Origin of the sequence: Biostraticola tofi, assembly GCF_004343195.1 — a bacterium.
Lineage (GTDB): Bacteria > Pseudomonadota > Gammaproteobacteria > Enterobacterales > Enterobacteriaceae > Biostraticola > Biostraticola tofi.
The window spans coordinates 550,927-570,058 of the sequence record NZ_SMCR01000002.1; the positions used below are offsets into that span (position 1 = coordinate 550,927).

General features: G+C 56.0%; 19 protein-coding genes. 6 read left to right on the forward strand and 13 right to left on the reverse strand.

The genetic code is table 11. The features are described 5' to 3' along the window. Nucleotides 1–304 precede the first annotated feature (304 nt). Entirely contained in the window at nucleotides 305–2,902 is a 2,598-nt protein-coding gene (gene acnB / locus EDC52_RS06695; protein ID WP_131864542.1) for a bifunctional aconitate hydratase 2/2-methylisocitrate dehydratase, read from the forward strand. 236 nt (nucleotides 2,903–3,138) lie between these two features. Then, complete coding sequence (locus tag EDC52_RS06700) at nucleotides 3,139–3,513, forward strand: YacL family protein (protein ID WP_131864543.1); 375 nt, start codon at nucleotides 3,139–3,141, stop codon at nucleotides 3,511–3,513. Nucleotides 3,514–3,551: 38 nt separating this feature from the next. Here the strand turns inward: EDC52_RS06700 and speD are convergent, their stop codons facing one another. From speD to EDC52_RS06715, 3 genes are all read right to left on the reverse strand, one after another. Then, entirely contained in the window at nucleotides 3,552–4,346 is a 795-nt protein-coding gene (gene speD, locus EDC52_RS06705; protein ID WP_131864544.1) for an adenosylmethionine decarboxylase, read from the reverse strand. Between the two features lie 27 nt (nucleotides 4,347–4,373). Continuing rightward, a complete protein-coding gene (gene speE, locus EDC52_RS06710; RefSeq protein WP_131864545.1) occupies nucleotides 4,374–5,237 on the reverse strand; it encodes a polyamine aminopropyltransferase in 864 nt (287 codons plus the stop codon). 109 nt (nucleotides 5,238–5,346) lie between these two features. Beyond that, nucleotides 5,347–5,694: a YacC family pilotin-like protein gene (locus EDC52_RS06715; RefSeq protein ID WP_131864546.1), complete on the reverse strand. Its 348-nt coding sequence runs from the start codon at nucleotides 5,692–5,694 to the stop codon at nucleotides 5,347–5,349. Between the two features lie 217 nt (nucleotides 5,695–5,911). Between EDC52_RS06715 and hpt the strand changes: the two genes are divergently transcribed. Then, nucleotides 5,912–6,454 carry a hypoxanthine phosphoribosyltransferase gene (gene hpt, locus EDC52_RS06720; RefSeq protein ID WP_131864547.1) on the forward strand — a complete coding sequence of 181 codons (543 nt, stop codon included), beginning with the start codon at nucleotides 5,912–5,914 and terminating at the stop codon, nucleotides 6,452–6,454. A 65-nt stretch (nucleotides 6,455–6,519) separates the two neighbouring features. On the opposite strand, the gene can is transcribed toward hpt, so the two are convergent. Beyond that, nucleotides 6,520–7,173, reverse strand: coding sequence for a carbonate dehydratase (gene can / locus EDC52_RS06725; RefSeq protein ID WP_165911669.1), 654 nt, complete (start codon nucleotides 7,171–7,173; stop codon nucleotides 6,520–6,522). A gap of 110 nt (nucleotides 7,174–7,283) precedes the next feature. Here can and EDC52_RS06730 point away from each other — a divergent pair, with 110 nt between their 5' ends. Both EDC52_RS06730 and EDC52_RS06735 read left to right on the forward strand, forming a co-directional pair. Next, the gene (locus tag EDC52_RS06730) at nucleotides 7,284–8,219 is read left to right on the forward strand and encodes an ABC transporter ATP-binding protein (RefSeq protein ID WP_131864549.1); all 936 of its coding nucleotides are present in this window, start codon (nucleotides 7,284–7,286) and stop codon (nucleotides 8,217–8,219) included. After that, the gene (locus EDC52_RS06735; RefSeq protein WP_131864550.1) at nucleotides 8,216–8,986 is read left to right on the forward strand and encodes an ABC transporter permease; all 771 of its coding nucleotides are present in this window, start codon (nucleotides 8,216–8,218) and stop codon (nucleotides 8,984–8,986) included. The genes EDC52_RS06730 and EDC52_RS06735 overlap by 4 nt, the downstream gene beginning before the upstream one ends. 400 nt (nucleotides 8,987–9,386) lie before the next feature. Here the strand turns inward: EDC52_RS06735 and panD are convergent, their stop codons facing one another. From panD to thpR, 9 genes are all read right to left on the reverse strand, one after another. Then, nucleotides 9,387–9,767, reverse strand: coding sequence for an aspartate 1-decarboxylase (gene panD / locus EDC52_RS06740; RefSeq protein WP_131864551.1), 381 nt, complete (start codon nucleotides 9,765–9,767; stop codon nucleotides 9,387–9,389). 62 nt (nucleotides 9,768–9,829) lie between these two features. After that, complete coding sequence (gene panC, locus EDC52_RS06745) at nucleotides 9,830–10,684, reverse strand: pantoate--beta-alanine ligase (protein ID WP_131864552.1); 855 nt, start codon at nucleotides 10,682–10,684, stop codon at nucleotides 9,830–9,832. A 23-nt stretch (nucleotides 10,685–10,707) separates the two neighbouring features. Then, nucleotides 10,708–11,502, reverse strand: coding sequence for a 3-methyl-2-oxobutanoate hydroxymethyltransferase (gene panB / locus EDC52_RS06750; RefSeq protein ID WP_131864553.1), 795 nt, complete (start codon nucleotides 11,500–11,502; stop codon nucleotides 10,708–10,710). A gap of 132 nt (nucleotides 11,503–11,634) precedes the next feature. After that, entirely contained in the window at nucleotides 11,635–12,153 is a 519-nt protein-coding gene (gene folK, locus EDC52_RS06755; RefSeq protein WP_230467968.1) for a 2-amino-4-hydroxy-6-hydroxymethyldihydropteridine diphosphokinase, read from the reverse strand. Continuing rightward, nucleotides 12,140–13,552, reverse strand: a complete 1,413-nt coding sequence (gene pcnB, locus EDC52_RS06760; protein WP_196237748.1) for a polynucleotide adenylyltransferase PcnB — start codon at nucleotides 13,550–13,552, stop codon at nucleotides 12,140–12,142. Before pcnB ends, folK begins: the two co-directional genes overlap by 14 nt. Nucleotides 13,553–13,604: 52 nt before the next feature. Next, nucleotides 13,605–14,525 carry a tRNA glutamyl-Q(34) synthetase GluQRS gene (gluQRS, locus tag EDC52_RS06765; RefSeq protein WP_131864556.1) on the reverse strand — a complete coding sequence of 307 codons (921 nt, stop codon included), beginning with the start codon at nucleotides 14,523–14,525 and terminating at the stop codon, nucleotides 13,605–13,607. A gap of 84 nt (nucleotides 14,526–14,609) precedes the next feature. Further along, entirely contained in the window at nucleotides 14,610–15,065 is a 456-nt protein-coding gene (dksA, locus tag EDC52_RS06770) for an RNA polymerase-binding protein DksA (protein ID WP_131864557.1), read from the reverse strand. 196 nt (nucleotides 15,066–15,261) lie between these two features. Further along, the gene (gene sfsA / locus EDC52_RS06775; protein ID WP_131864558.1) at nucleotides 15,262–15,969 is read right to left on the reverse strand and encodes a DNA/RNA nuclease SfsA; all 708 of its coding nucleotides are present in this window, start codon (nucleotides 15,967–15,969) and stop codon (nucleotides 15,262–15,264) included. Between the two features lie 9 nt (nucleotides 15,970–15,978). Further along, nucleotides 15,979–16,527: an RNA 2',3'-cyclic phosphodiesterase gene (thpR, locus tag EDC52_RS06780; protein ID WP_131864559.1), complete on the reverse strand. Its 549-nt coding sequence runs from the start codon at nucleotides 16,525–16,527 to the stop codon at nucleotides 15,979–15,981. Nucleotides 16,528–16,626: 99 nt separating this feature from the next. On the opposite strand from thpR, the gene hrpB reads away from it, so the two are divergent. Beyond that, a complete protein-coding gene (gene hrpB / locus EDC52_RS06785; RefSeq protein ID WP_131864693.1) occupies nucleotides 16,627–19,125 on the forward strand; it encodes an ATP-dependent helicase HrpB in 2,499 nt (832 codons plus the stop codon). Nucleotides 19,126–19,132 lie beyond the last annotated feature (7 nt).

Below are 19,132 nucleotides of genomic sequence, written 5' to 3' on the forward strand. Positions count from 1 at the left end.
TATCCTCTCCCGCCAGTCCGCTCAGCAACGTTAAAAAAATTGCGAAATTGTAACCTCCAGCGATAAAAACTTGGTAAATTAACTGTGTGAGCTCATGTTTCCCGCCCCGTTAATTATGCTGTCCGGCTTAAACCATTCAGCTAAAAACTATGTTAATTATATGTAAACAAATTAACAAAGCGGTTAAATACTGATAAACTGCCTGCCCGGAACCGGGTCATTACTCTTATAGCCAAATGAACATCTCCCCGGTGACGAAGGAAAGCCAGGCACTACCTATGACAATGAAAGCGAGGAGAACGTCGTGCTAGAAGAATATCGTAAGCACGTTGCCGAGCGTGCTGAACAGGGTATCGTCCCTAAGCCTCTCGATGCCGTACAAATGGCCGCGTTGGTTGAGCAGTTGAAAAACCCGCCTGCCGGCGAAGAACAGTTCCTATTGGATCTCTTGATTAACCGTGTCCCCCCGGGCGTAGATGAAGCAGCCTACGTTAAAGCCGGTTTCCTCGCAGCCATCGCTAAAGGTGAGGCTTATTCGCCTCTGGTCAGTGCTGAGAAAGCGGTAGAGCTGCTGGGCACCATGCAGGGGGGATATAACATCCAACCGCTGGTGGATGCATTGGACAATGAACAACTGGCGCCGATTGCCGCCAACGCGCTGAAATCGATGCTGCTGATGTTCGACAACTTCTTTGATGTTGAAGAGAAAGCCCGGGCCGGCAATCCCCATGCCAAGGCGGTAATGCATGCCTGGGCGGACGCTGAGTGGTTCCTGTCGCGTCCGGGACTGGCCGATAAAATCACCGTGACGGTGTTCAAGGTCACCGGCGAAACCAATACCGACGACCTCTCTCCGGCGCAGGATGCCTGGTCGCGTCCGGATATCCCGCTGCACGCCCTGGCAATGCTGAAAAATGCCCGTGAAGGCATCAATCCCGACCAGCCGGGCGCAGTCGGCCCGATCAAGCAGATCGAAGCGCTAAATGCCAAGGGCTTCCCGCTGGCGTATGTCGGCGATGTGGTCGGCACCGGTTCATCGCGCAAATCAGCCACCAACTCGGTGCTGTGGTTTATGGGCGATGATATTCCTCACGTACCGAATAAGCGCGGCGGCGGAGTGGTGCTGGGCAGCAAGATTGCGCCGATTTTCTTCAATACCATGGAAGACGCCGGGGCGCTGCCGATTGAAGTGGACGTGTCCCTGTTGAACATGGGCGACGTCATTGATATCTATCCGTTCAAGGGCGAAGTGCGCAGCCATGAAAGCCAGGAACTGCTGGCAAGTTTCGCGCTGAAAACCGAGGTGCTGATTGACGAAGTCAGGGCCGGCGGACGTATTCCGCTGATTATCGGTCGCGGCCTCACCACCCGGGCGCGCGAATCCCTGGGGCTGCCCCCGAGCGAGATTTTCCGTCATGCACGGGATGTGGTCCAGAGTGATAAAGGTTTTACCCTGGCGCAGAAGATGGTTGGCCGCGCCTGCGGCGTGACCGGTATCCGTCCGGGGCAATACTGCGAACCTAAAATGACCTCGGTCGGCTCCCAGGACACCACCGGGCCGATGACCCGCGACGAGCTGAAGGATCTGGCCTGTCTGGGCTTCTCTGCCGACCTGGTGATGCAGTCGTTCTGCCATACCGCCGCCTACCCGAAGCCGGTTGATGTGCAGACCCACCATACGCTGCCAGACTTCATTATGAACCGTGGCGGCGTATCGCTGCGTCCGGGCGACGGCATCATTCACTCTTGGCTGAACCGGATGCTGTTGCCCGATACCGTTGGGACCGGCGGAGACTCCCATACCCGGTTCCCTATTGGCATTTCATTCCCTGCCGGCTCGGGCCTGGTGGCATTTGCCGCCGCGACCGGCGTGATGCCGCTGGATATGCCTGAATCGGTGCTGGTGCGTTTCAAAGGCAAGATGAAACCGGGTATTACCCTGCGCGATCTGGTGCATGCCATCCCCTATTACGCCATCCAGCAAGGGCTGCTGACGGTGGAGAAAAAAGGCAAGAAAAACATTTTCTCCGGCCGTATCCTGGAAATTGAAGGCCTGCCTGAGCTGAAGGTAGAGCAGGCATTCGAACTGGCCGATGCCTCGGCTGAACGTTCCGCTGCCGGCTGTACCATCAAGCTTGATAAAGCGCCGATCGTTGAATATCTGTCATCTAATATCGTGCTGCTCAAGTGGATGATCTCCGAAGGCTATGGCGATCGTCGTACCCTGGAGCGCCGCATAACCGGCATGGAAAACTGGCTGGCTAATCCCGAGCTGCTGGAGCCTGATGCCGATGCTGAATATGCTGCGGTGATTGACATCGATCTGGCGGATATCAACCAGCCTATTCTCTGTGCGCCGAATGATCCTGATGACGCCCGCCTGCTGTCTGATGTGGCCGGCAGCAAAATCGATGAAGTGTTTATCGGTTCCTGTATGACCAATATCGGTCATTTCCGTGCCGCCGGTAAACTGCTGGACCAGCATACCGGCCAGCTGCCTACCCGTCTGTGGGTTGCGCCGCCGACCAAGATGGATGCCGCCCAGTTGACCGAGGAGGGCTACTACAGCATTTTCGGCAAGAGCGGCGCCAGGGTAGAGATCCCAGGCTGTTCGCTGTGCATGGGCAACCAGGCCCGGGTCGCAGAGGGCGCGACGGTAGTGTCTACCTCGACCCGCAACTTCCCGAACCGATTGGGCAACGGGGCCGACGTTTATCTGGCCTCGGCTGAACTGGCGGCGGTGACGTCGCTACTGGGTTATCTGCCTTCGCCTGAGCAATACCTGGAAGCTATCACGCTGGTCGATCAGACCTCAGCTGATACCTACCGCTATCTCAACTTTGATCGGTTAAGCGAATATACCGACAAGGCTGATCAGGTGATTTTTCAGACCGCGGTCTAACTAATCACCAGGGCGTTTATGCTCAATGGCAACAAGCCGGTCGGTTAACCCCGACCGGTTTTTTTTTGCTGTATCGGCTTTAACCGCTGGGCCGCCGGTGATTACCCGGAAAGGGGCGAAAATCAGTAATGAGTAACGATCTTGTGCGCAGGAACAGGTAACATTGAATTATATCGGAGTGTCTGCTGCTGGACGAGGCTGACGCTTTCAACGCTTATTCTCTGGAAAGAAATAATATGGACTACGAGTTCCTGCGAGACATTACCGGCCAGGTAATGGTCACCTTTTCAATGGGCCATGAGGCGATAGGGCATTGGATCAATGAAGAGCTTAAAGGCAACCTGAGCCAACTGGACCAGATAGAAAATGTGCTGCAGCAGCAGATTGCCGGAAAAGGCACCCAGCCTCACTGGCGACAGATTGGTCATGAATATACGCTGTGGATTGACAGTGAAGAGGTCAGGGTCGGCGCTAACAGTCTTGATTATGTCAATGAGGAGCTTGAGGAGGGCATGAATTACTACGATGAGGAGAGTATGGCCAGCTGCGGCACCGAGGATTTTCTGACCGCTTTGCAGCACTACCGAGACTTTATTGTTAACCATCGCTAGAAAAGACGGGCCCAACGTCGGGCCCGATTCAACCGGCATCAGACTATCGGCAGGTTACGGCCGTAGTAGATTTCCTGCATTTCTTTATACAGCAGATCGGTAATGGCTTTGCGCTCGTCAGCGCTGAGATCTTCCGGTTTGGCATTGAACAAGTAATGCTTGAGATCGAAGTCCTTCAGCATCATCTTGGTGTGGAAGATGTTTTCCTGGTAAACATTCACGTCCATCATGTGGTAGAGGGCTTTCATATCCCGCGACATGAAGTTCTGGATCGAATTGATTTCGTGGTCGATGTAATGTTTAACGCCGTTGACGTCGCGGGTAAATCCACGTACCCGATAATCCATGGTGACGATATCTGATTCAAGCTGGTGAATCAGATAGTTGAGCGCTTTTAGCGGCGAAATCACGCCACAGGTCGATACTTCGATATCAGCCCTGAAAGTGCATAATCCGCCTTCGGGATGGCTTTCCGGATAGGTGTGTACACAGATATGGCTTTTGTCCAGATGCGCGACCACAGATTCAGGCAATGGCCCGGGATGCTCTGACTTATCGATGCTCTGCGGGTCAATCGGCTCTTCGCTGACCAGTATGGTCACGCTGGCACCCTGCGGTTCATAATCCTGGCGCGCGACGTTCAGGATATTAGCGCCTATCATTGAGCAGGTTTCGCTGAGGATTTCGGTAAGCCGGTTGGCATTATATTGTTCGTCTATGTACGCGATATACCCGTCACGGTCATCAGCCGTTTTGGCGTAACAAATATCGTAAATACAAAAACTCAGGCTCTTGGTTAGATTGTTAAAGCCGTGTAGTTTTAGCTTCTGCAATTTGGTTCACCCCCTTATAAATGACATTCAGCATGATGCTGACAGGGCATTCAGTAGATATTGCGGCAAGGCAAAGCTGCCGGTGTGGATTGCCGAATTATAATAACGGCATTTAAGGCCCAGAGCATTAATCCGCTTATCAAGCGTTGCGCTGTCCAGCTGGCGCAGGGCCGGGTTCTGGCTTGCCCAGGCAAAGGTCATGATCCCACCATAATAGGTCGGAATGGCGGCCTGATAAAAACTGACATCGTCAAAGTAATTGCTGAGCTTGCGATGACTGTTTACCGCTTCGTCCTGCTGAAGGAAGCATACGCCGTTCTGGGCAACGAAAATACCGCCTTCATTGAGAATTCGCGCGCACCCCTGATAAAAATCAGAAGTGAAGAGACTCTCGCCCGGACCGATAGGATCGGTGCAGTCGGAGATCACCACATCGAATTTTTTAGCCGTCTGGCAAACGTAATTTACGCCATCATCAATCACCAGTTCAAAACGCGGATCATCAAATGATCCTGCATTGTGGCCGGGTAAATACTGACGACAAAATGACACCACGCCGGCGTCGATTTCTACCATGGTAATCTGCTCAACGCCCGGATGGCGGCTGACTTCGCGCAGCATGCCGCCATCGCCGCCGCCGATGATCAGCACGTTCTTGGCATTGCCATGCGCTGTCAGCGGCACATGGGCCATCATTTCATGATAAATGAATTCATCGCGTTCAGTGGTCTGAACCACGCCATCCAGAGCCATGACGCGACCCAGAGCGGCATTTTCAAAAATGACCAAATCCTGGTGATCGGTTTTTTCCCGGTAAAGGATATTATCTACGGTAAAGTACTGACCGAAATGGTCATGCAGTGTTTCAAACCAGGTTTCTTTTTGTGACATATCAGGCTGCTCCTTGGGGCAAACTGCCGTGAAAAAGCGGCGCGGTATAATAGCGGACTCTAAGCCGGGATGCACGGTTAAATTTCGTCCAACTGCGGCAGTAGTCTGGTTAGCGAGCGTAAGCCAGTAAACTCAATGAGTTGCTGGCCAGTGACCGGCATTTGTTCGGTGTGGGAATGGCGATACCACTTAAATCGCGATAGCTGGCTTCACCGAGCGCGCGCATGTCGTAAGCGCCATAATTGGTCATGTCCCATTTGTTCTGCAGGGCAAAAATCTGGATGGCGCGGCGAATTTGTTCATTGGGCATATCGCTGTAGCCACAGTTATTTTTCAAGTAAACAAATACAGCGGTCAGATCCGCCATGTCTTCTGCCTCGGATTCTGTTAATGCCTGCGATGCCATGGGTAAACCCAGCAATCCCAACAGCAGCATGACTAACGCAGTTTTCTTCATAGCAAAAGACCCGATCACTCAATGGAATTAAACGTTATCATGATTCATGATTTCCGCCCTAGAGATTGTTGTCGGCGGACGGATTTCGCGTCAATACACTATCAAGTATGGAACAGGTTTCAGCCGCTGTCCCGCCAGCCTGGCGACAATCGCATTGAGCCTGCCGGATATGGTAGAATCGGTTATCCCGAATGAATTGAGTTGATGTGTATCCATAATGAAACATACCGTGGAAGTGATGATTTCCGAACAGGAAATCGCCCGCCGAGTCGCCGCCCTGGGAAAGGAAATCAGTGACCACTACTGCGACAGCGGCAGTGAAATGGTGCTGGTTGGCCTGTTACGAGGCTCATTCATGTTTATGGCTGATCTGTGCCGGGCAGTGACGGTGCCCCACGAGGTAGATTTCATGACCGCCTCCAGTTACGGCAGCGGCATGAGCAGCAGCCGTGATGTAAAAATCCTCAAGGATCTGGACGAAGATATCCGCGGCAAGGACGTGCTCATCGTCGAAGATATTATCGATTCCGGCAACACCCTGAGTAAGGTGCGTGAAATTCTTGAGCTGCGCCAGCCGAAATCCCTGGCTATCTGCACCTTGCTGGACAAACCTGACCGCCGTGAGGTCAATGTGCATGTCGAGTGGGTCGGCTTTGCCATTCCTGATGAGTTCGTTGTGGGCTACGGCATAGATTATGCTCAACGCTACCGTCATTTACCCTATGTGGGTAAAGTGACAATGCTGGTCGCGCAGGACTGATCGGGTCGGCTGGCAGTAGGGTCCGCAGCGGATAATGGCGTGCCGGCCGGGCACGCCTGAGGCTTTCAGCGGTGATTATGCTGCAGGTTGGCGACGCCCTGCCGGTAGCGCTGTTCTAGCGTTTCCCGGCTGGTGGCGGAGACATCCAGATTGCGCAGCAGGCCATCCTGGATACCGTATACCCAGCCGTGGATCGTCACCTTCTGTCCACGATGCCAGGCTGAACGCATGATGGTGGAGTGCCCCAGATTGTAGACCTGCTCGATAACGTTAATCTCACAAAGCTTGTTAATGCGATCTTCAGGATGTAGCTCTCCCAGCAGTGAGCTATGCTTGTACCACAAATCACGGATATGCAGCAGCCAGTTGTCAATCAGCCCCAGTTCGGGATTGTCGATAGCGGCCTGTACGCCGCCACAGCCATAGTGACCGCAGATAATAATATGTTCGACTTCCAGCACGTCGACCGCGTACTGAACGACAGACAGGCAGTTAAGGTCGGTATGAATGACCAGGTTGGCGACGTTACGATGGACAAATAACTCACCGGGCTCGAGTCCGGTCAGCCTTTCTGCGGGAACGCGGCTGTCGGAACACCCAATCCACAGAAAGCGGGGTTTTTGGGCTAATGCCAGACGTTCAAAGAATCCCGGGTCCTCTTCCACCAGAAGATTGGACCAGTTTTGGTTGTTGCTTATCAGTGTATCGATATCTTTCATTGCTATTAATAGCCCATAACTAGCGTATTGCGATGGGTTAATATAGGCCAACAACGCAATTTTTAAAATAAATTCGTAAAACCCATTATGAATAAGGCAACCCCTCAGTTATGACATATGCACTTGAACTGGAGAAACTGACCAAAGTCTATGCAGGCGGCGTACAGGCGCTGAAAGGCATCGACCTGAACGTGGAAGCAGGTGATTTTTATGCCCTGCTGGGGCCGAATGGCGCGGGGAAATCCACCACCATTGGCATCATCAGCGCCTTGGTCAACAAATCAGCCGGCAAGGTAAAAGTGTTTGGCTACGATATCGATAAAGATATCGTCAACGCTAAGCGCCAGCTCGGCCTGGTACCGCAGGAATTCAATTTCGATCAGTTCGAAACGGTTTACCAGATAGTGGTTCACCAGGCCGGCTACTATGGCGTAGAACGGAAAGCCGCCGCGGACAGAGCGGAGAAATTCCTCCGTCAGTTGGACCTGTGGGATAAGCGCGATGAACGGGCCCGGATGCTGTCCGGCGGTATGAAAAGACGGTTGATGATAGCCAGAGCGCTGATGCATGAGCCTAAGCTTTTGATCCTTGATGAGCCGACTGCCGGGGTGGATATCGAGCTGCGTCGCTCGATGTGGGGATTTCTGCGCGAATTGAACCAAAGCGGAACCACGATTATCCTCACCACCCATTATCTGGAAGAGGCCGAGATGCTGTGCCGCAATATCGGCATCATCCAGCATGGCGAGCTGGTGGAAAATACCTCTATGCGCGAGCTGCTGGGCAAGCTTAAGTCCGAGACCTTTATCCTAGATCTGGCCCCCAAAAGCGCGCTGCCTAAACTGAATGGTTATCGCAACCAGTTATTGGATACCAGTACCCTGGAGGTGGAAGTGATGCGTGAGCAGGGCCTGAACAGTCTGTTCAGCCAGCTCAGCGCCCAAGGGGTTCAGGTGTTGAGTATGAGAAACAAAGCCAACCGTCTGGAAGAATTATTTGTCACCCTGGTTAAGGATGACCGAGCCACCCGGAGTTTGAAAGCATGATGCAGCTGTACTGGATTGCCCTTAAGAGTATCTGGCGTAAAGAAATCAACCGTTTTGCCCGTATCTGGATCCAGACCCTGGTGCCGCCGGTCATCACCATGACGCTGTATTTTATTATCTTCGGCAACCTTATCGGTTCACGCATCGGTGATATGCACGGCTTTACGTATATGCAGTTTATCGTGCCGGGACTGATAATGATGGCGGTAATCACCAATGCCTATACCAATGTGGCCTCGTCATTTTTTAGCGCAAAATTCCAGCGAAACATTGAGGAATTGCTGGTGGCGCCGGTGCCGACCCATGTGATCATCGCCGGTTATGTCGGCGGCGGCGTGGCCCGGGGCATCTGCGTGGGGATCCTGGTGACGGCGATTTCGCTGTTCTTTGTGCCGTTCCAGGTCCATGCCTGGTGGATGGTGGCGGTGACGCTGGTACTGACAGCAGTGCTGTTTTCACTTGCCGGTCTGCTGAATGCGGTCTTTGCCAAAAGCTTTGATGACATCAGCATTATCCCGACCTTTGTGCTGACACCGCTGACTTATCTGGGCGGGGTATTCTATTCCCTGACGCTGCTGCCGCCGTTTTGGCAGGCGGTTTCCAAGCTGAACCCGGTAGTCTACATGATAAGCGGCTTCCGTTACGGTTTCCTCGGCATCAGCGATGTGCCGCTGGCGTTTACCCTGTCGGTCCTGGTCGGATTTATTATTGTGTTTTACCTGCTGTGCTGGTATCTGATCCAGCGCGGTAGCGGGTTGCGTACCTGAGCAAGCAACCAGGGGACCCTCAGGTCCCCTGGACTAGCCCAGCCGCCGCTCAGCTTCAGTCACCATGCATGGTCACCGGCCCTCTGATACTCTATGTGCCAGATCATCAGCCAGATAGCCGCCGGACCATCAGCAGATAAGGCTAACAGCTGACCAGACTATCAGCTGACCCCACTATCAGCTGACCCCACTATCAGCTGACCCCACTATCAGCTGACCCCACTATCAGCTGACCCCACTATCAGCTGACCCCACTATCAGCTGGCCCCACCATCAGCTGGCCCCACTATCAGCTGGCCCCTCCATCAGCTGGCCCCACCATCAGCTGGCCCCACCATCAGCTGGCCCCACCATCAACTGGCCCCATATCAACTGACCCCACCATATGTGAGCGAAAATCTCAGGCCACCTGCACCGGCAGGGCCTTGGCGGTGCGCCTAAGGATATTGCCGGCGTCGAAGTAGGCCACGCTGGGCTTGTGGCTGCGTGCTTCGCTGTCACTCAGCTGTACGTAAGCGCAGATAATCAACAGGTCATCCACGCAGGCGCAGCGTGCGGCAGCTCCATTGACCGAGATAATCCGCGAGCCTCGCTCGGCGGCAATGGCATAGGTGGAAAAGCGCATGCCGTTAGTGACATTGTAAATATCAATAGCTTCATACTCCAGAATCCCCGCCGCATCGAGAAAATCCTGATCGATAGCGCAGGAGCCTTCATAGTGCAAATCCGCCTGAGTGACGTGAACCCGGTGCAGCTTTCCGCGTAGCATGGTGCGTATCATAAAACGTGGCCTCGGTACTCCCCAAAGGGGATGTTAACGAAAATTGTGATAGCTGGGGGCTGTTATTCAGTCAGGTCGACTATCACATTATCAATCAGTCTGGCTTTGCCCAGCCAGGCGGCAAACAGTATTACCGCGCGGGTGCTATCGACGGTCAGTGGCCTGAGTGTTTCGGCATCGCAGATATGCAGTGCATCGGCCTGTAATCCGGCTTTTGCCAGCTCACTGGCTGACTGTTCAAGCAATTCATCGATATGGCGTTCGCCCTGCCGCAGCAGCCCCGCCAGCCGGTTCATAACGGCCGCCAACGCAGGCGCCAGCGCCCGCTGTTCAGCGGTAAGGTATCCATTGCGTGAACTCAGCGCCAGACCATCTTTGGCCCGCACCGTCGGCACGGCGACAATCTCGATATCATAGGATAAATCGACCACCATCTGGCGAATCAGCGCCAATTGCTGATAGTCTTTTTGCCCGAAGCAGGCCAGATCCGGCTGCACCAGATTAAACAGTTTACTGACAATGGTAGACACGCCGCGAAAATGCCCGGGCCGGCTTTCGCCCTCCAGGATGCCTGAGTAGCGTGGTACATCGACGAAGGTCTGGCTGTCGAGCCCGGCAGGATAAATTACCGCAGCCGTTGGGGCGAAAACCATATCCGCGCCGCGCTGGGTCAACTTCTCACAGTCTTCCTGCAGCGTCTTGGGATAAGCGGCCAGATCCTCAGGGCGGTCAAACTGCAGCGGATTGACGAAAATGCTTACGACGACAATATCGGCCCTGGCGCGGGCTTCATCCACCAGCGTCATATGGCCGTCATGCAGGTTGCCCATGGTCGGCACCAGGGCGATACGTTTACCCGCCTGCCGCCAGTCCTTGACGGTCTGCCGAAGTATTACCGGGTTCTGAATGATTAACACCGTCCGATCTCCTTGACCGTCAGCTATTGGAAACTGTGTTCAGCGTCTGGGAAGACGCCCTGTTCAACGTCCTGTACATACTGGCGAACGGCGGCGCGAATATCGCTGTCCTGCGTCAGGAAGTTTTTTGAGAAGCGGGGCGCGCCTTCACCGGTAATGCCCAGCGCATCCTGCATCACCAGAATCTGGCCGTCGGTTACGCTGCCGGCGCCGATGCCTATAACCGGTATCGACAGCGATTCGGTCACTCTGGCGGCCAGTGAAACCGGTACGCATTCCAGCACCAGCAACTGGGCGCCGGCCTGTTCAAGCGCCAGGGCATCCAGCAACAGTCGCTCAGCGCTCTCTTCGTCTCGCCCTTGCACCTTATAACCGCCAAAGATATTAACCGATTGCGGGGTCAGCCCCAAATGTCCGCATACCGGCACCGCACGTTCCGTCAGTTGCTGCACGGTTTGCGTCAGCCAACTGCCGCCCTCGACTTTGACCATGTTGGCACCGGCCCGCATCAGCAGTGCCGCGCTGTCGAACGCCTGCTTGGGGGTGGCATAGGTCATGAACGGCAGATCGGCCAGCAACAGGCAGTCAGGCGCTCCCCGCCGGACGCAGCGAGTATGATAGGCCATCTCTTCAAGAGTGACCGGCAGTGTCGAGTCGTGGCCCTGCATGGTCATGCCCAGTGAATCGCCCACCAGCATCACCTTGACGCCCTGTTGTTCGAACAGTCGGGCGAAGCCGGCATCATAGGCGGTAAGCGAAGCAAATTTTTTCTGTTGCTGTTTCCATTGACGCAGTTGGATAAGGGTAGTCATTGTCATCACACCTCGGGCCGGTAGCGGCAAAAGTGAAGTTACAAGCAAGGCGCGTTATTCTAATGGAATGATGGAGGCGGTGGTAGCGTTGCCGCAATAATAGCCGTTTTAAGGGCATGATTTAATAGGCAGGCGGGATTACCACCGCTGCAGTCGATGCTGATCATCCCAGAATTCAAGGCCATTCAGCGGCACCCGGGCCAGCCGGTCAGACAGCGCTTCTCCATCGGGAAAATGAAGGTCAGCCGCCAGTTCCGCCAGGGGATAGAGCATGAACTCGCGGTTTTTCATATCGTAATGCGGCACCGTCAGCCTGGCGGTGTCGATAACCTGTTCGCCAAACAGCAGGATATCCAGATCCAGCGTACGCGGACCCCAGCGATCGGCCTTGCGGACGCGGCCCTGGGAAAGCTCGATGGCCTGGGTGTGGTCGAGCAGGATTTCCGGCGCCAGACAGGTGTGCAGTTCTACCACCGCATTTAGATAAGCAGGCTGATCCTGGGGACCCAGCGGACGGCTGCGGTAATAGGAGGAGCAGGCAGATAGGCGGGTAGCGGGCAATGCCGCCAGGGCGGATAAGGCTGCATCGACCTGATTGAGCGGCTGGGCAAGATTGCTGCCCAGCGCCAACCAGACCCTGGATTCAGGCCGGGTCACGATGCACCGGCGTGCGGCGGCGCGGGCGTCTTGGGCGGGAAGGGCCGTCATCGCCCAGCGTATTGAGCATATGCTTCTGGCGCGGCGGCGGCGCGACTTGGAATTCGCCCCACCACTGGGTCAGACGCAGCAACTCGCCGTTATTTTCCACTTCGGCGCGTAGCGCCAGCAGATCATAGGCGGCGCGGAATTTCGGGTGTTCCATCAGCTTGTAGGCGCGTTTGCCCTGGCGGCGGGACAGGCGCAACTGCAGTTGCCAGATATCGCGCATCAGGGTGGTCAGCCGCTTGGGAATAGCCAATGAGCGACATTGTTCATCCAGAATATCGTTCAACGCCAGGCCAAAGGCATCAAAATAGGTCAGACCGCTTTCCTGAGTCAGCTTCTGGGCATGTTCCAGCAGGGGATACCACAGCATCGCAGAGAACAGGAAGGCCGGATTAACGCGCATGTCGTTATGCAAACGCTGATCGGTATTTTGCAGCACCCGGGTGACCATGTGTTCCATATAACTGTCACCGCTTTCGGTGAAATTCCGACTGATAAGCGGAAACAGTGGCTGGAACAGCTGATACTCGCACAGCAGCCGGTAAGTTGATTCGCCGTATCCGGCCTGCAGCATTTTCAAGGATTCTTCAAACAGCCTGGCAGGGGGAATATCATGCAGCAGCGAGGCCAGTCGCGGAATAGGCTCGCCGGTTTCCGGGCTGATGGTCATGCCAAGCTTGGCGGCAAAGCGCACCGCGCGCAGCATCCGCACCGGATCTTCGCGATAGCGGGTTTCCGGGTCGCCAATAAGGCGGATAACACCTTCCTGCAAATCGCGCAGGCCGCCGGTATAGTCGCGCAGGCTGAAATCCGCCACGCTGTAATAGAGGCTGTTGACGGTAAAGTCGCGGCGCTGGGCATCTTCCTCGATAGAGCCGAAGATGTTGTCGCGCAGCAGCATGCCGTTCTGTGCCTGTACCGCCGCCGCCGGCACCTTGATCTCGCTTGCGGTATTTTCCGCTTCTTGGCCCATGTGGTGGCCGCGAAAGGTGGCAACTTCAATGATTTCAGGGCCGAACATCACGTGGGCCAGGCGGAAACGCCGGCCAACCAGGCGGCAGTTACGGAATAACTTCCGCATTTGCTCGGGGGTGGCGTTGGTGGTGATGTCAAAATCCTTCGGCTTTTTGCCGAGCAGCAGATCGCGGACGCCACCGCCAACCAGATAGGACTCGTAACCGGCCTTGTTCAGACGGTAAAGGACCTTTAATGCATTTTCACTGATCTCTTTACGCGAGATGGAGTGTTGGTCTCGGGGGATAATCGTCAAAGGGCGTCTATCCTCTGGTGCCGCTTCTGTGCTTTCGCGATGAAGCACCTTGCGGCAGAAGTTGGCTACTCGGGTAAAAATAGTACACCTCAATAGTAACAAATAAACAGGAGCAACTAAAAATAGCGGCTAATCATAGCTCACCCCGCGACCTTTGAGAATGGGCGGGTAGGTTGTCCTTATCAAGTGAAGGCGAAAACGGTACCGCTTCAAGGGACCAGTTCGCTATCGCCGATTCTACCATACTCCCGGTCGTTATATCGCGCCAGCCTTGCGGCTCGGGTTGATTCAAAAAACGCAGGGCGGCAGCCAGCACCGGGCGTGGATCGTCCAGCGGCAGTTCCGGCGCGTGGTTCTGCTTGGAAAGCTTGCCGCCGGTTGCCGCCATCGCCAGGGGTAAATGCACATATCCCGGTACGTTATAACCCAATTGTTGATAGAGCGCCATCTGGCGTACCGTCGGTTCAATCAAATCGGCTCCGCGAACGATCTCGGTAACTCCCTGGGCGGCATCATCAACCACTACCGCCAGGTTGTAGGCAAACAGACCATCGCGGCGGCGGATAATAAAATCTTCATCGGCCAATTGTGGGCACACCTCGATACTGCCGCGCAACCGATCGTGAAAGCGATATACCGGCCTTATCTGGCGCAAGCGTATCGCCGCCTGTTCAGGCGGCAGGCGAAGGCTGCGGCAGTGGCCGTCATAGAAGCCGCCCAGTTGCTGTATCCGGCTGCGGGTGCAGCGACAGCAGTAGCTGAGGCCACGACGCCTGAGATCGTCCAGGGCAGCAAGATAGGCCTGATGGCGGGTAGACTGATACCAAACCTCGCCGTCCCAGTGCAGGCCATAGTGTTCAAGCTGACGCAGGATGGTTGTTGAGGCGCCGGGGACTTCTCGGGGCGGGTCGATATCTTCGATACGCACTAGCCACTGCCCCTGTTGGCTGCGGGCCTGGAGATAACTTCCCAGAGCGGCGACCAACGAGCCGAAATGAAGCGCGCCGGAGGGAGAAGGGGCGAAACGCCCCTTATATGAGCTGTGTACAGACATTAATCTGGAAAGGCTTTCCGCTCGGTTTACTGCAGCCCCGTTGAGCCGGTCCCTGGGCGGAACCGCAGCAATCCCGGATGATGATTACCCAGCCATCTGCTTTTCGCGGATTTCGGCCAGGGTTTTGCAGTCGATGCACAAATCGGCGGTCGGCCGCGCTTCCAGGCGGCGAATACCGATTTCAACCCCACAAGAATCGCAGTAGCCAAAATCTTTGTCTTCCACTTTCTTAAGGGTTTTTTCGATCTTCTTGATCAGCTTGCGTTCTCGGTCTCGGTTACGCAATTCGAGGCTGAATTCTTCTTCCTGAGCGGCACGATCGACCGGATCGGGAAAATTTGCTGCCTCGTCCTGCATGTGGGAAACGGTACGTCCTACTTCATCTCTTAATTGATTACGCCATGCTTCGAGAATACGCCTGAAGTGCACAAGCTGAGCATCATTCATGTATTCTTCGCCAGGCTTCTGCTGGTATGGCTCCACCCCTGCGATGGCGAGAATGCTCAAGGAGGATGTCTTACGGGTTTGCCCTTCTTGCATGTTGCTTCTCCTTCTTAACACGCACTATCGATCCCCAACGTGGGGAAAAAACAGGCCGCTATAAATAACAGATGACGCCTAGGATGGCAATTATTCCCGTCGCCTACTTGACAAGTGCATCAGTAAAGGCGTATTTGGCGAAGTGGTAACCTGTGGAAAAGTTGAGCATTTTAGTGCGCTTTTCACCGATTGGCACTCACGAAATAAATAACGGTAATGGGGCGTCAAGCCGGATACCGTGCGGTGATAACTGCGTCCCGTAACACATAATCTCAACGCCGTTCTGCTGTGCCTGCAATATCAATTCTGCATAACGCGGGTCAATGTGCCTTGCGGGAGCGACTCGATCAATGCCCGAGTGCAGCACCACGAAAAAAAGCACTGCACGATGCCCCTGTTGCGTCATTGCTTGTAATTCACGTATATGTTTTTGGCCCCGCAACGTCACTGCATCTGGAAAATAACCCCATTGTTGTTGCAGTAATGTGACGGATTTGACCTCAATATAGCAGTTGGCACGATTTTCCGCTGATAATAACCAATCTATCCGACTATTTTCTGCGCCATACCTCACTTCGGAACGATAGTTTTCATAACCGCACAATGCCGGGATGCGATTAAGGGCTATCGCCTCGCCCAACAAGGCATTAGCCCGGCCGGTATTTACCCCGATCCGGTGACCCGCAGCGGTCTCGGTCAGTTCCCACGTATGGGGATAACGGCGCTTGCGATTGTCCGATGTGGAATACCACAGGGTATCTCCCGGAGCTCCACAGCCGGTCATCGCGCCGGTATTGGCGCAGTGTATGGTCAGTTCCTCGCCTTCAGCGGTGATCACATCGGCCAGAAAGCGTTTATAACGCTGCACCAGCCGGGCTGGCTTTAACTCAGGACTGAATTCCATGGTGTTCCATTAATCGGCCGGTTGACGACATGTCCGTTGCAATGGCCAGCTATCCAGCAGCTTATACCGGGGACGGCCTTTGTCAAACTCAGAAGCATAAAGACCAAAACTGACTGCTTGAGCCAACCAGCCCGGCGCTGCGGGCGGCAGGGCAACCGCTTCGTTGGCCTGGCGCAGCAGCGTCACATGGGGGTGAAAAGGCAGCGGGCTTTGATAACAGCCTTGGCGTGCCGCCTGTGCACGCAGCCAGCCAGCCAGCTGCAGCAGTTCACGCGGTGCCCGCCGCATGCCAAGCCAGATCACCCCCGAACGAGGCCAGTGCCCGCAATCGTCAAACTGCAGACTAAAGCAGGGTTGTGTCAGTCGTGTTGCAGCCTGACGCAGGGCCTTCTCCTGTCCGGGGCTGGTGTCGCCCAGAAATGCCAGCGTCAGATGCAAATTGGCGCAGACCACCGGTCTGCCGGCACTGATTGGAAATGCATCGGCGCGCCAGGCGATGATGTTCTGGCGCAGCGGTTCGGGCAGCGCCAGGGCGAAAAACAAACGTCTGGCGGTCATCTGCCGATTTCTGTGGTCGGGAACCATCCTCTGACTCCGCTCGGGCCTGTGGCGCCAATGTCGCTGCAGGCTGCAATGATTCTGTTTCACAAAGAAGCGATGCTACAATGCCCGCCCCAGAATGTTAATCCTTTTAACGGAGATAGCGTGGCGTCATTACCGGTCAGTGCCGTAGTAGAGGAATTGCTGGATGCATTGCAGCGCGCGCCCCAAGTGCTGCTGCATGCGCCCACCGGCGCGGGCAAATCCACCTGGCTGCCGCTGGAAATCCTGCGACGCGCCGGGCTTCCCGGTAAAATAGTCATGCTGGAACCGCGCCGGCTGGCGACTAAAAACGTGGCGCTTCGCTTGGCGGCCCAGCTCAGCCAAGCCCCCGGCCAGGCGGTGGGATATCGGATGCGCGCCGAAAGCCGCAGCGGCGCCGAGACCCGCCTGGAAGTGGTGACCGAAGGTATCCTGACGCGTATGCTGCAGCAAGATCCGGAGCTCGGCGGCGTCTCGCTGGTTATTCTGGATGAATTTCACGAGCGCAGCCTGCAGGCCGATCTGGCGCTGGCGCTGCTGCTTGATGTGCAGCAGGGGCTGCGGGCTGATCTGAAAATCTTGATCATGTCGGCAACGCTGGACGATCGGCGCCTGCTCGATCTGTTGCCCGACGCGCCGATTATTCGCTCTGAAGGCCGCAGTTTCCCTGTCGAGCGGGTTTATCATCCGTTGCCTGCGCAGGCAAGACCTGACGCAGCCATCGCATCGGCGGTCTGCGCCATGCTGGACCAGCATCAGGGATCACTGCTGCTGTTCCTGCCGGGGGTGGCGGAGATTCATCGGATCCAGGGGCTGATGGCATCGCGGATCGGCGATGATGTCGATCTTTGTCCGCTTTATGGTGCGCTGTCGCTGGAAGATCAACAGCGGGCGATTCGCCCATCGCCGCCGGGCCGTCGCAAGGTGGTTCTGGCGACCAATATTGCCGAAACCAGCCTGACCATTGATGGCATCTCACTGGTGGCCGATAGTGGTCTTGAACGGGCGACTGAATTCGATGCCCGCAGCGGCCTGAGCAGGCTGCAGACCAGGCGCATCAGCCAGGCATCGATGATTCAGCGAGCCGGCCGCGCCGGCCGCCTCAGCGCCGGCGTCTGCTGGCATCTGTATAGCCAGTCCCATGCGGAGCGCGCGCCGGAACATCATCAGCCGGAAATTTTGCAAAGCGACCTTGGGGGGCTTTACCTGGAATTACTGCTGTGGGGATGTCCACAGGTAAGCTCCCTGGCCTGGATTGACTCGCCGCCGGCCCCGGCGCTGGCAGCGGCGATTTCGCTTTTGAAAACATTGACCGCTCTGGACGGCGAAGGCCGGCTGACCGCAGCCGGGCGGGCGATGGCTCAATTCGGCTGCGATCCGCGGCTGGCGGCGATGTTGTATTATGCCGGCGATAACCGGCAGCATCGCGCCAGTGCTGCTTTGCTGGCGGCCATTCTGGAAGAGCCGCCGCGCAGTGGCTCAACTGATCTGCGCGATCATCTGGCCCAGCCATTGCCGCACTGGCAGCGGCGCGCCAGACAACTGGCCGGCCGGTCATCCCCCCGGTCCGATTTGCCGCATACTGACGACGGGGAGTTGCTGCAGACGCTGTTGGCCCGGGGATTTCGCGACCGGATCGCCCGCCGGCGTGATGCCGATGGCCGTTACCAGTTGGCTTGCGGCCTTGGCGCGGCCCTGTCTGCCGATGAAGCCTTGGCCGGCATGGAGTGGTTGATTGCCCCCGGGCTGTTGCAGCAGAGCCAGGCGCCAGACGCCCGTATTCGTCTGGCGGTACCGCTGGATATCGATAAACTGATAGCGGCGTTTCCCGATTGGCTGACGATAAGCACCACCATGGCATGGGATCGGGAGAAGGGTAGCTTGCGGGTCTTGCGGCGCGAACAGCTGGACAGGCTGGTCTGGCGCGAGCAGCCCCAGGCCAGGCCGTCGGCCGAGGTGATGCAGCAGGCGCTGCTGAACTGGATAGAAGAGCAGGGGCTGTCGGTGCTCAACTGGGATGCCCCGGCGCTCTCGCTTCGCCAGCGTCTGTTGTGCGCCCGGGACTGGTTGCCCGAAGACCCGTGGCCGGCGGTGGATGATGCCGCTTTGCTGGCGGCGTTGCCGCGCTGGCTGATGCCCTGGCTTGACGGGGTGCATGATGTGCGCGGACTTAAAAATGTCAATATCAGCCAGGCGCTGGCAGGGCTGCTGGACTGGTCTTCACGTCAACGGCTGGATAGTGAGCTGCCAAGCCACTACACTGTGCCCACCGGCAGTCGATTGCCGATACGCTACCAGCATGGCCAGCCGCCGGTACTGGCGGTCAGGATGCAGGAGATGTTCGGTGAAAAGCAGAGTCCTTCAGTGGCGCAGGGGCGCGTAGCCCTGGTGCTGGAGCTGCTCTCGCCCGCTCAGCATCCGCTGCAGATAACCGGCGATCTGGCCGGTTTCTGGCAGGGAGCCTATCGGCAGGTGCAAAAAGAAATGAAAGGACGTTATCCCAAGCATGCCTGGCCGGATAACCCGGCGGAGGCATTGCCCACCCGCCGGACCAAAAAGTATCTGCAGCGCTAATTTAAGA

Bases quoted from the DNA above. Each gene is read 5' to 3' on its own strand.
- panD (WP_131864551.1), bottom strand. From the start codon at position 9,767: ATGATACGCACCATGCTACGCGGAAAGCTGCACCGGGTTCACGTCACT.
- speE (WP_131864545.1), bottom strand. From the start codon at position 5,237: ATGTCACAAAAAGAAACCTGGTTTGAAACACTGCATGACCATTTCGGT.
- EDC52_RS06715 (WP_131864546.1), bottom strand. From the start codon at position 5,694: ATGAAGAAAACTGCGTTAGTCATGCTGCTGTTGGGATTGCTGGGTTTA.
- EDC52_RS06700 (WP_131864543.1), top strand. From the start codon at position 3,139: ATGGACTACGAGTTCCTGCGAGACATTACCGGCCAGGTAATGGTCACC.
- hrpB (WP_131864693.1), top strand. From the start codon at position 16,627: ATGCTACAATGCCCGCCCCAGAATGTTAATCCTTTTAACGGAGATAGC.
- dksA (WP_131864557.1), bottom strand. From the start codon at position 15,065: ATGCAAGAAGGGCAAACCCGTAAGACATCCTCCTTGAGCATTCTCGCC.
- gluQRS (WP_131864556.1), bottom strand. From the start codon at position 14,525: ATGTCTGTACACAGCTCATATAAGGGGCGTTTCGCCCCTTCTCCCTCC.
- EDC52_RS06735 (WP_131864550.1), top strand. From the start codon at position 8,216: ATGATGCAGCTGTACTGGATTGCCCTTAAGAGTATCTGGCGTAAAGAA.
- can (WP_165911669.1), bottom strand. From the start codon at position 7,173: ATGAAAGATATCGATACACTGATAAGCAACAACCAAAACTGGTCCAAT.
- thpR (WP_131864559.1), bottom strand. From the start codon at position 16,527: ATGACCGCCAGACGTTTGTTTTTCGCCCTGGCGCTGCCCGAACCGCTG.
- sfsA (WP_131864558.1), bottom strand. From the start codon at position 15,969: ATGGAATTCAGTCCTGAGTTAAAGCCAGCCCGGCTGGTGCAGCGTTAT.
- hpt (WP_131864547.1), top strand. From the start codon at position 5,912: ATGAAACATACCGTGGAAGTGATGATTTCCGAACAGGAAATCGCCCGC.
- EDC52_RS06730 (WP_131864549.1), top strand. From the start codon at position 7,284: ATGACATATGCACTTGAACTGGAGAAACTGACCAAAGTCTATGCAGGC.
- panB (WP_131864553.1), bottom strand. From the start codon at position 11,502: ATGACAATGACTACCCTTATCCAACTGCGTCAATGGAAACAGCAACAG.